The following is an 880-nucleotide window of genomic DNA, read 5'->3' as shown; positions in this document are numbered from 1 at the left end:
ATTGTTTTGATTTTGTCAGGCTTGACAGTGCCTACTTATAATCGGGACTAAGCCCCACAACCAGATTGTGCCTCAAGCATTGCAGCGACCTCATCCTGATAGCGCTCCTCTACCGGCACAAATGCACCCTTAAGCTCATCATAGGCTTGGACATCACCACTACCGATATCGTAGCACCAGGCATGAATAGCGAGCTTTCCTGTCGCAAACTTCGCTGCAACATGCGGGTGCGTCATAATGTGTTGCTTCTGAATGAGCACATTCTCTTGTACTAAATGCATTAGTTTTTCTGCATCGGACAAACCTTCATACTTTTCATCGACAATTTGCTTTGCGGCAAGCGAAAAAGATAGCCACTGAGCGACATGAGGTAAGCCTCGAACACTATCAGGGTTCATCACACCCTGCATAGCTCCGCAGCCCGAATGACCACATATCACAATATGTTGAATATTTAGTGCGGCAACCGCGTACTCAATAGAGGCCGTCACACCACCAGTTTGATTCGTATGCGGTGGTACGATATTCCCGGCATTTCGAATAATAAAGAGCTCGCCAGGCTCTGTATTTACCAAGAGGTTTGGATCAATCCTAGAGTCGGAACATGTAATAAACAGCGCTTCTGGCGCCTGTCCTTTCGACAACGCCTCGAAGAGTTCGCGCTTTTTCAGGTGCGCTTCACTCTTGAAACGAACGATACCTTCAACGATTTTCGACATCTTATTGCTTACCCATACGGTTTATAAAAACAGAAGCTTGGCCAGGAAATATAGTCTAAACTAGTACTGTTCTTCGGAGTAATGCTTTTTGTCTTTCAAGCTAAAAAGCATGTGGAGAACATGTATCGATACATAATTAATGATGAAGGAATGATCACATG

Annotated in this window: 1 protein-coding gene; it reads right to left on the bottom strand. The window is 44.9% G+C overall.

Annotated elements, in window-relative coordinates:
- Window positions 1-47: 47 nt before the first annotated feature.
- Window positions 48-719 carry a carbonic anhydrase gene (locus tag A3750_RS02010; RefSeq protein WP_068453708.1) on the bottom strand — a complete coding sequence of 224 codons (672 nt, stop codon included), beginning with the start codon at window positions 717-719 and terminating at the stop codon, window positions 48-50.
- Between the last annotated feature and the right edge of the window lie 161 nt (window positions 720-880).

The organism is Oleiphilus sp. HI0079 (genome assembly GCF_001635105.1).
Note: the sequence above shows the minus strand (reverse complement) of the source record. Positions and strands in the feature narration are given on the sequence as shown.